Source organism: Pseudomarimonas arenosa (assembly GCF_014841215.1).
GTDB classification, from domain to species: domain Bacteria; phylum Pseudomonadota; class Gammaproteobacteria; order Xanthomonadales; family Xanthomonadaceae; genus Pseudomarimonas; species Pseudomarimonas arenosa.
This window is the reverse complement of the sequence record NZ_JACYTR010000052.1, coordinates 24587-34119: the sequence shown is the minus strand read 5'-3', so window position 1 is coordinate 34119 and position 9533 is coordinate 24587. Positions and strand designations below refer to the sequence as shown.

General features: G+C 61.6%; 9 protein-coding genes. 1 reads left to right on the top strand and 8 read right to left on the bottom strand.

All coding sequences use genetic code 11. The features are described from left to right. Positions 1 to 411 precede the first annotated feature (411 nt). Positions 412 to 1014, top strand: a complete 603-nt coding sequence (locus tag IFO71_RS17125; protein WP_192030885.1) for a hypothetical protein — start codon at positions 412 to 414, stop codon at positions 1012 to 1014. A 1106-nt stretch (positions 1015 to 2120) separates the two neighbouring features. Here the strand turns inward: IFO71_RS17125 and IFO71_RS17120 are convergent. The 8 genes from IFO71_RS17120 to IFO71_RS17085 form a co-directional block, all read right to left on the bottom strand. After that, positions 2121 to 2720, bottom strand: coding sequence for a cytochrome c3 family protein (locus IFO71_RS17120; protein WP_225444739.1), 600 nt, complete (start codon positions 2718 to 2720; stop codon positions 2121 to 2123). After that, positions 2721 to 3272, bottom strand: coding sequence for a nitrate reductase cytochrome c-type subunit (locus IFO71_RS17115; RefSeq protein WP_192030884.1), 552 nt, complete (start codon positions 3270 to 3272; stop codon positions 2721 to 2723). Between the two features lie 11 nt (positions 3273 to 3283). Further along, positions 3284 to 5776 carry a periplasmic nitrate reductase subunit alpha gene (gene napA, locus IFO71_RS17110; RefSeq protein WP_192030883.1) on the bottom strand — a complete coding sequence of 831 codons (2493 nt, stop codon included), beginning with the start codon at positions 5774 to 5776 and terminating at the stop codon, positions 3284 to 3286. Further along, positions 5773 to 6042 carry a chaperone NapD gene (locus IFO71_RS17105; protein WP_192030882.1) on the bottom strand — a complete coding sequence of 90 codons (270 nt, stop codon included), beginning with the start codon at positions 6040 to 6042 and terminating at the stop codon, positions 5773 to 5775. The genes napA and IFO71_RS17105 overlap by 4 nt, the downstream gene beginning before the upstream one ends. Further along, complete coding sequence (napF, locus tag IFO71_RS17100) at positions 6039 to 6527, bottom strand: ferredoxin-type protein NapF (protein ID WP_192030881.1); 489 nt, start codon at positions 6525 to 6527, stop codon at positions 6039 to 6041. The genes IFO71_RS17105 and napF overlap by 4 nt, the downstream gene beginning before the upstream one ends. A 3-nt stretch (positions 6528 to 6530) precedes the next feature. Next, the gene (gene napE / locus IFO71_RS17095; RefSeq protein WP_192030880.1) at positions 6531 to 6689 is read right to left on the bottom strand and encodes a periplasmic nitrate reductase, NapE protein; all 159 of its coding nucleotides are present in this window, start codon (positions 6687 to 6689) and stop codon (positions 6531 to 6533) included. A gap of 124 nt (positions 6690 to 6813) precedes the next feature. Then, positions 6814 to 7242 (bottom strand): host attachment protein, encoded by a 429-nt coding sequence (locus IFO71_RS17090; RefSeq protein WP_192030879.1) that lies wholly within the window; start codon positions 7240 to 7242, stop codon positions 6814 to 6816. A 296-nt stretch (positions 7243 to 7538) separates the two neighbouring features. After that, positions 7539 to 9533 (bottom strand): pyridoxal phosphate-dependent decarboxylase family protein, encoded by a 1995-nt coding sequence (locus IFO71_RS17085; protein WP_332309402.1) that lies wholly within the window; start codon positions 9531 to 9533, stop codon positions 7539 to 7541.

The window sequence follows — 9533 nt, the reverse complement described above, 5'->3', positions numbered from 1 at the left end:
GAGGGCCGTGCCAGCGCCGAAAGATCGCGAACACTCTGTTATCTCAACACCATCGGTCGAAACTCTCGCCCCGCTTGGAATTGCCGGATCTTTCGGCGCGACCTCATGAAATATCCGGGCTAGATTCCCGCCTAAGCGCCTACACGGGAATGACGCGTCGTGGTTCGTCGATGTAGCGCAACTTACCAGGCAATCCGCACGGCGACTTCAAGACTGCGCAACACTCCAGGGGCAAACTCGCTGATAGGGTGACCGCTTGAAACAAGGCGCCTCGACATCGCGTTGACAGAGGATGACCGAAGCTTCAGCGACGCGTGGAAGAAAAGTGAATAATTCACTTCTGCTCTGGCCCGGTTTAGACTGCGCCAGGTCTTCATCTTGTTGACTTCACTCAATCAAAGGGATTGTTCCTTGGCCATTTCCGAACGTATCGAAAAGAACATCGACTTCTTCGCCGGCAAGTACCGCGTGCGGGTCAAGACCAGGCAAGGCGAGATTCGCCAGTATTTTGATGACGTGGAGGCCGCGCGCCGCTCATTGAAGCGAATTCGCAAGGCCCATCCACCCCGGATTGAGAACGGCATTCTGCAACAGCCGCGCAAAGGTACGTCACACCCTCGCACCGGCGTGGTTCGCGCCATTCGCGTCGATCGCCGCAAGCCGAGCAATCCACATTACCTGGCCTTTTCGGTCAACTGGAAGGATGAGAATGGCAAGAATCACGTCTCATCCTTTCAGGCGGGCAATGTCGATACGGTTACGCCGGCGGACATCAAGCATGCCGAACAGACGGCGATTGCCTTTCGCGAAGCCTATGAGTATGCGCGACACAACAACCTGAAGTTCAAGCCAGAAGCCTTCTCGGCCTGGCGCAGTCTGCAGTGTTATCCATGGAGCAGCACCTCGGACTGGCGTAGCACCGCCGCCGAGCAGGTGCGTAACAACCCAGACATCGTCGCGCCGCTCACCAAGGCAGCGATCAAGGCCTTCCTTTCCGGCCCGACCAAGGCATAGCCAGAGTACCGACCCGCGCGTCGAGAATCGATAAGTTATGCCTTCGATTCATGGACAGCCCCGTGTCTTTCTCCGAAAAACGCACGCAGGCCTTGAACCGAAGCGATTCAAAGCCCCGCTCCTCGGAGGGAGAGGGGTTGGGGTGAGGGAGATGCTGACTTCGTTCGCCCCCTCTCCCCCAGCCCCTCCCCCGCCAGGGGGGAGGGGAGCAAAGCGCGGGCTCGGCGAATCGATGGGTTATGCCATGGATTCAAGGAAAGCCCAGTGTCTTTCTGCGAAAAACGCACGCAGGCCTTGAACCGAAGCGATTCAAAGCCCCTCTCCTCGGAGGGAGAGGGGTTGGGGTGAGGGAGATGCTGACTTCGTTCGCCCCCTCTCCCCCAGCCCCTCCCCCGCCAGGGGGGAAGGGAGCAAAGCGCGACCTCGGCGAATGGATGGGTTATGCCATCGGTTCATGGAGAGGCCTGCGTTCTTCTCCGAAAAGCCGCTCACGAACCTTGAACCGAAGCGATTCAAAGCCCCTCTCCTCGGAGGGAGAGGGGTTGGGGTGAGGGGGATGCTGACTTCGTTCGCCCCCTCTCCCCCAACCCCTCCCCCGCCAGGGGGGAGGGGAGCAAAGCGCGGGCTCGGCGAATCGATGGGTTATGCCCTGGATTCATGGAAAGCCCCTTGTCATTCTCCAAAAAGCGCACGCAGATCTTGAACCGAAGCGATTCAAAGCCCCTCTCCCCGGAGGGAGAGGGGTTGGGGTGAGGGGATGCTAACGTCATTCGCCCCCTCTCCCCCCAACCCCTCCCCCGCCAGGGGGGAGGGGAGCAAAGCGCGGGCTCGGCGAATCGATAAGTTATGCCATGGATTCATGGCAAGCTCCGTGTCTTTCTCCGAAAAACGCACGCAGGCCTTGAACCGAAGCGATTCAAAGCCCCTCTCCTCGGAGGGAGAGGGGTTGGGGTGAGGGGGATGCTGACTTCGTTCGCCCCCGCTCCCCCGCCCTCCGCGAGGCCAGAGGGGAGCAAAACGCGATCTCGGCGAATCGATGGGTTATGCCGTCGGTTCATGGAGAGGGGCGAGGGTTGGGCGAGGCGATGCGCTCAGCGACAAGCCGACTACCCTTGCGGCACGCCCTGCATATCCGGCAGTTTGTGCGCGATGCCCTTGTGGCAGTCGATGCAGGTACGCTCGCCGCTACCGAGCCAGCGCTCGTGCGCGCTAGCGGCGCGACTGCTTTGGCGGGTGAAATCCATGTAATCGAAATTGTGGCAGTTGCGGCATTCGAGTGAGTCATTGGCCTTCAGTCTGGCCCACTCGTGCTGGGCCAGCTCCAGCCGCTTGTCGAGAAATTCCTCGCGGGTATCGATGGTGCCGAAAACCTTGCCCCAGACTTCCTTCGAGGCCTGCATCTTGCGAGCGATCTTGGCGGTCCAGCGGTGCGGCACGTGGCAATCGGGACAGGTCGCACGCACGCCTGAACGATTGCTGTAGTGGATGGTCGACTTCAGTTCTTCGAACACGTTGTCGCGCATCTCGTGGCAGGAGGTACAGAAGGTTTCGGTGTTGGTGGCTTCAAGCGCGGTGTTGAAACCGCCCCAGAAAATGATGCCGGCGAGGAACCCGCCCATGGTGAGAAAGCCGAGACTGTAATGAACGCTGGGCGTTCGTAGAGTTCTCCAGCCGCGGTCCAGCCACTGGCGAAGCGAGCGCATCATTCAATGCTCCTCGGGTGCGCTGTCAGCCTGCAACAGCTGATCGACATCGACAAACGTGTTGACTACCAGCGGCTTGGCATCGGTCTGCACCACATGACATTGCACGCAGAAATAGCGTCGTGCCGAGATCTGCGCCAGCACCTGACCGTCGCGGTCCATGAAGTGGGTGACGCTGAGCATGGGCGCCTGGAACTGCGCCGCGTTCGCCCGGGTGTGGCAAAGCAGGCAGCGATTGGAGTTCTTGTCGACCTGATAACCGTCGATCGCATGCGGAATGGTGGGTGGCTGCTCTGGCCAGCCGCGTGCGCGTTTCAGGTCGGTGTTCTCGACCGTGGCCATCGGAGCTGCGGCCGGTTCGGTGGCCAGCGGCGCTCCACGCCGCAAGGCGTCAATCGATCGATATTCCTGTTCTGGGGGCGCCGGAGCGTCGGCATTCGGGTCCTGTGCGAAACCGCAGGTGGAGGCAAGCGCCAGCAAGCAGGCGCCAAGCAGGCCACGTGGCAGGTAATGAGCGCTCAGGCAACGAGTGCTTCGGTACGCGATCGAGTTCATGTCATCAGCCCTCAAACCTTGGCGATCTTGCAGGCGCATTTCTTGAAATCAGTCTGCTTGGAGATCGGATCGGTGGCATCCAGGGTGAGCTTGTTGATCAACACGCTGGGATCAAACCAGGGCACAAACACCAGGCCGCGCGGCGGCCGATCACGACCGCGAGTTTCCACGCGCGCGCGAATCTCGCCGCGTCGGGTGGCGATCCGGGCCTCCTGGCCGCGACGCAACCCACGCGCGCTGGCATCGTCGGGATGCATGAACACTGGTGCCTGCGGGAACGATTTGTACAGCTCGGGCACACGCAGGGTCATTGAGCCCGAATGCCAATGCTCCAGCACCCGGCCGGTCACCAGCCACAGGTCGAACTCGCTATCCGGCACTTCGGGTGCCGGCTCAAAGGGCAGCGCCCAGATCACCGCCTTGCCATCGGGGTTGCCGTAGAACTCAACGCCCTTGCCCGCTTTGACGTAAGGGTCATAGCCCTCGCGATAACGCCAGCGGGTTTCCTTGCCGTCGACTACCGGCCAGCGCAGGCCACGGCTTTGGTGGTAGGCATCGAAGGGCGCCAGGTCGTGGGCATGGCCGCGACCGAATTCGGCGTACTCTTCGAACAGCCCCTTCTGCACATAGAAACCGAATGCCTCGGCTTCGGCATTGGCATAGCCGGCTTCGATCTCGCTGTTGGGAAAGCGATCAACCTTGCCGTTCTTGAACAGCACCTCGTACAGGGTCTTGCCACGGAACTCGGTGTTAGCGGCCAGTATCTCTTCTGGCCAGCACTCGTCGGTAGTGAAGCGCTTGGAGAACTCCATCAGCTGCCAAAGATCCGAGCGCGCCTCGCCCGGCGCGTTCACCAATTGGTGCCAGAAATGCGTGCGGCGCTCGGCATTGCCGTAGGCGCCCTCCTTCTCCACCCACATCGCCGCTGGCAGAATCAGATCGGCGGCCTGTGCGGTTACCGTGGGATAGGCATCGGAAACCACGATGAAGTTGTCTGGATTGCGATAGCCGGGCAAGCCCTCTTCATTCAGATTGGCCGCGGCCTGGATGTTGTTGTTGACCTGCACCCAATAGGCATTGAGTCGGCCATCGCGCAGGGCGCGATTCTGTTCTACTGCATGGAAGCCGGGCTTTTCCTGAATGATGCCGTGCGGCACCTTCCAGATCTCCTCGGCGTGCTCGCGATGCTTGGGATTGCTGACCACCATGTCAGCCGGCAGACGGTGGGCGAAGGTGCCTACTTCGCGTGCGGTACCGCAGGCCGAGGGCTGACCGGTGAGGGAGAACGGGCTGTTGCCTGGCTCGGAGATCTTGCCGGTGAGCAGGTGCAGGTTGTAGACCATGTTGTTGGCCCAGACGCCACGGGTGTGCTGATTGAAGCCCATGGTCCAGAAGCTCATCACCTTGGTCTTGGGGTCGGCGTACAACTCGGCCAGCTGCTCCAGCCAGGCACGTTCCACCCCGGCCTCCTCAACCGCGCGCTCCAAGGTGTAGGGTTTGACGAAGGCGGCGAACTCATCAAAGCTGATTGGCGTGCCCTGGTTCGGATCGGCAGCATTCTTGGCCGCGGCTTGTTTGGGGTGCTCGGCACGCAGGCCATACCCGATGTCGTCAACACCGCGCTTGAACGTAGTGTGTTGATTGACGAACTCGCGATTTACCTTGCCGCTCTGAATGATGTGGTTGGCGATGTAGTTCAGAATCACCAGATCGGTCTGCGGCTTGAACACGATCGGCACATCGGCGAGGTCGAAGCTGCGGTGCTCGAAGGTCGACAACACCGCCACCTTGACGTGTGGGTGCGACAAGCGACGATCGGCCACCCGGGTCCACAGGATCGGGTGCATTTCGGCCATGTTCGAGCCCCACAGCACGAAGGCATCGGCGGCCTCGATATCGTCATAACAGCCCATTGGCTCGTCCATGCCGAAGCTGCGCATGAAGCCCATCACCGCCGAAGCCATGCAGTGGCGCGCATTGGGGTCGATGTTGTTGCTGCGAAAGCCAGCCTTGAACAGCTTGTTGGCGGCATAGCCTTCCCATACCGTCCATTGTCCGGACCCGAACATGCCCACGGCGCCCGGGCCCTTTTCCTTCAGCACTCGCTTGAACTGGGTCGCCATGACATCGAAGGCCTCTTCCCAGGACACCGCCTCGAACTCGCCCTGCTTGTCGTAGCGGCCCTCTTTCTTGCGCAGCAAGGGGCGGGTCAGGCGATCAGCGCCATACATGATCTTGGAAAGAAAGTAGCCCTTGACGCAGTTCAGGCCGCGATTGACCTCGGCGTGAATATCACCATGGGTGGCCACTACCCGACCATCCTTCACCGCCACATTGATGCCGCAGCCGGTGCCGCAGAATCGACACGGCGCCTTCGACCATTTCAACTCGGTACGCGCGCGCTCCAGCACCACATTGGCGGCCTGCGTGGGCATCGCAATGCCCGCGGCGGCGGCGGCCGTGCTCAGTGCAGACTGACGGATGAAATCGCGGCGAGTGCTCATGCCTCTACCTCCCGAAGTAAGTCGTTCAGCGGCTCCGCATGGTGGTACACCAGATGCACGCCCAATACCCCGGGCAGCGCCTGCAGCTCGGCCAGCAAGTCGGTTAGCGCCACCTGCTCTTCGGCCTCGTGCAGCAGCACACTGCGACCTTCGGCGCGCAGGGCCAGACTCAGGCCCGCTTGCCTGGCCACCACAGCATCGAGTTCAGCTGCGCCCTGTGCATGGTGAAAGGCGACCAGGCTGGCGATATGGCATAGCGGATTCATGGCTGCTCCAATCTGAGCGCATTGCTCGGACACACCGCCACACAGCCGCCGCAGCCAGTGCAGAAATCGCTCTGCACCCGTGGTGGAACCGGCTGTGAGGAGATCACGAATTGCAAGGCGCGATGGCTGCAGGCATCGCGACAGGTTTGACAATGCACCCCTTGTCGGGCGAGGCAGCCCTCAACATCAAGCTTGGCTGTGAAGAGCCAAGGGCGCGCCGCGGCTGGATCAAGCGCGCCTTCGGTGCAGGCTGCACTGCAGTCCATGCAGAAACTGCATTCACCCAGTTGCGGATTGAATTCAGGCCAGCCGCCGTCGCCCCGCACCAGCACCTGCTCCGGGCAGGCCCGCAGACAGGCATCGCAACGCGTGCAACGATCGAGAAAATCCGCTTCGGCGATGGCCGGCGGTGGCCGCAGCGCCTCGCCCGGATGCTGCTCGCCGCGCAGCCAGGCCCGTCGTCCAAGGTTGGGGAGCGCGCTCATCGCTCAATACGCCGGCGGGCCGTGGAAAATCTGCCAGACCCAGACCAGAAACCCGTAACCGGACACGATCAGCACCGACAACAGCGGCGCCAGGACCACGGTCAGGAACAGAAATGCCCGCAGTTCGCGACTGCGGCTGTTGTTGGAATCCGATGCCTGCACAGACGCCCTCCACGCTGTACCGAAATCGACAGATCGGGCGCCGCACTGAGACAGCTGCGGCGTCCCTTCTTTCAGCCTAGACTAATACCCAGCCTGCGTCCTGTCCAACGGCGAAAGTTTGCGTTCAGTGCCGCAGCAAGGTTTCAATTTCATCCACCGTCGCGGTGGAAATGTCCTTGTCGACCGAGTTCACCACCAGCTGCGACACCTGATCATCGAGTGAGTTGCGCAACTGGCCCAGAAATCGAGGCGGCGCTACCAGCACCAGACGATCGTATTCGTGTTCCACTCGGGCGCGGTCGAGGATGTCGGCCAGTCCATGTGCGAACTGCAAGGCTGACTTGTCACGAGGGTGCGTGTGCGGCTCCATGCTGTGTCGCTCAGGGCTGGCACTTTCCTGCACGCGACCCGGCCGCGAGTCGGCGAGATCGACCCCGCGCATCTGGCTATCCGGCTGGACGAAGTCGGCCAGCTCGGTCAGACCACCGTTCTTCTTCTCGGCCTCAAACAAGCGTGCCCGTGCCGAATTGGCAATCAGAACCCAAGTCTTCATGGCGATACTCCCTGCTGCACTGCAGCATTACATGTCGAAGCCGACCGGACTTCTCAGAGCTTGCCCGCCGGCGGCATCTGCGACCTCTCGCTATTGCCGGGCAGAGCCAAGAACGGCACCGGTCGGTGGGCGCGCAGGCGCAGTGGAGCGGCCTGGCGCACCGGAGGAGTGAGTTGATCACTCGGACCCAGCATACCAGCGCCGGACGTCGGCTGCCGCCGCAGATTCAGCCAAGGGATGGTTTGCAAGCCGGGAAGCAGGACCTTCTCATCAACAGCCAAACGACGGGCTAAGTCTCATGAAGCCTGTCGAGCGCTCGTGGCGTACGGCTTCAGCGGGCTGAGATCTTCAGTGACACGGCAATCCGCGCTTTGCAGCGCGCCTGCCAAGGCCTTCACCCGACGCTGCAGAAACTCGAAGTAGCCATCGAGATAGTTGCGATCGTTCACTTCATCGATCAGGAACGGGTTCATCAAGGTGTGGCGTAGCACGATCAGGCGGGTGTCCTGGCGCTCGATTTCGTCGGGGGATCCGCAGTCGAGCCCAAGTTGCTGCAGCAGTCCTTGCATTGCCTCACCACCGAGTGCATCGCTGCGGATGGTGGTGACGCAGCCGTAGTATTCGCGATCTTGCCGTGCTACGCCGTTGTCGCTGCGGATCTCGCAGTGCAATTGGCGCATGAAGCGGTTGCACCGTTCCAACGACCGGTTGCCTTGCGGGTTGATGGCCAGACAGATCAGATTGCAATCGGGTTCAAACGGCAGCACCAGTCTTGCTATCCCCTGCAGCTTCTCCCGCAGGGCAGCCACGGCATCGCGCATGTGCTCGGTCGCTTGAATGGTGGCGGCGGGCAAGCGACCGAAATGCGCATGATCGAGTGGCATGACCCGATGGGTGACGCAAACCGCCGCGGCCATCGCGCCCGATTTCGAGCCTTCGATAATGTACTGACCCAGTGCCCGAGCGCGGCTGAAATAATCGCTGTGGTCAGACTCCTGAAACACGTAGTCAGCCGACTCGGCCAGCAGCGCAAAAGGGCGTTGATCGCGTGCCACGAAAGCGCCTGCGCCATAAGGTAGATAACCCAGCTTGTGCGGGTCGATGGTGATCGAATCGGTGTGCTGCAAGGCAGCCAGGGCGGAGTAGGTGGGTGGATTGGGAAAGCGGGCAAATTCACGGCTGACCTGCTCGCGACTCCGCAAGGCGCCGTTCGGGTCGCGAATCAAGGTGGCCAGATAGCCGCCCCAGGCGGCATCGGCATGCACGGCAAAGCCGAAACCCTGCTGCGACCATCGATCGCGGGCCGCGCATAGCTGATCGATCGGGTCAACCGTGCCGAATTCGGTGCTGCCCAAGATGCCGACACAGGCCAGCACCGGTTGCCGCTGAGCATGCAGCTCCATCAACAGGCGCTCCAAGGCGTCAGCATCGAGGCGCATCTCCCGCTCCGGCACTTGCAGCAACTGATGTCGCCCAAGGCCGAGCAGCTTCATGCCCTTGCTCCAAGAATAATGCGCAGTGGCAGGCACCAATACCACCGGCGGACGCAACTCGGGATGTCGGGCAAAGAAGCCAACCTGCCCCACCTGCTCGATGCGCTCGACTTCGATACGCTGTCGCCACAGTCGGGCTTCGGCCACCGGCAGGCTGTGCATCCAGGCCTGTGCTTGAACGAAGTGTTCAATCGCCTGCTGCGGGGCCAGATTGAACGCTGCCCAGTCGCTCTCGGGCAAGGCCAGGTCGGGCGGCGCAGCCGCGAGCAAGGCCACTGGATATGCCTTGATTGCCAGGGCCAGCCGCAGCGCCTGGTAGTTGGCCACGGTGCCACCGGAGGTCAGATGACCGAATGCGCAGGCCGGCTGATTCGGATCGCTCGGATAGCCAATCATGCGCGCCAGTTGCAGCCCGACTTCGATCTCCATGTCGATGGTGACCGGCGCCGCCTCATCACTGACATTGTTCGGGTTGTACGGCAAGGTGAGGATCTGCGCCGCCATGCCGGGGATCAGTAAGTCGCTGACCATATGACCGAGATAGCGTTGGCTATGGAAGGGCACCGAGCGCTTCAAGGCAGCCGACAGCTGATGCAACTCGCGCCTCAGTTTCGACTCGAAGGCCTGGAACCCAGGCTGCTGCGCCGCGTGGGTAGGAATGGCCGGCGGATCTTCCGGATGCAGATTGCGCCGCCAGTAGACGTGGTCGCGTAGAAACTCGACCACCAGTTTCTCCAGCAGATTGTCGTTCTCGCCGTACGGCCCGAGAAAGCAAGGGAACAGACTGGAGTCGGTCAC

What these genes read in the sequence shown, in the direction of transcription:
- IFO71_RS17120 (WP_225444739.1), bottom strand. Translation starts at nt 2,720, where the DNA reads ATGATGCGCTCGCTTCGCCAGTGGCTGGACCGCGGCTGGAGAACTCTA.
- IFO71_RS17115 (WP_192030884.1), bottom strand. Translation starts at nt 3,272, where the DNA reads ATGAACTCGATCGCGTACCGAAGCACTCGTTGCCTGAGCGCTCATTAC.
- napA (WP_192030883.1), bottom strand. Translation starts at nt 5,776, where the DNA reads ATGAGCACTCGCCGCGATTTCATCCGTCAGTCTGCACTGAGCACGGCC.
- IFO71_RS17105 (WP_192030882.1), bottom strand. Translation starts at nt 6,042, where the DNA reads ATGAATCCGCTATGCCATATCGCCAGCCTGGTCGCCTTTCACCATGCA.
- napF (WP_192030881.1), bottom strand. Translation starts at nt 6,527, where the DNA reads ATGAGCGCGCTCCCCAACCTTGGACGACGGGCCTGGCTGCGCGGCGAG.
- IFO71_RS17090 (WP_192030879.1), bottom strand. Translation starts at nt 7,242, where the DNA reads ATGAAGACTTGGGTTCTGATTGCCAATTCGGCACGGGCACGCTTGTTT.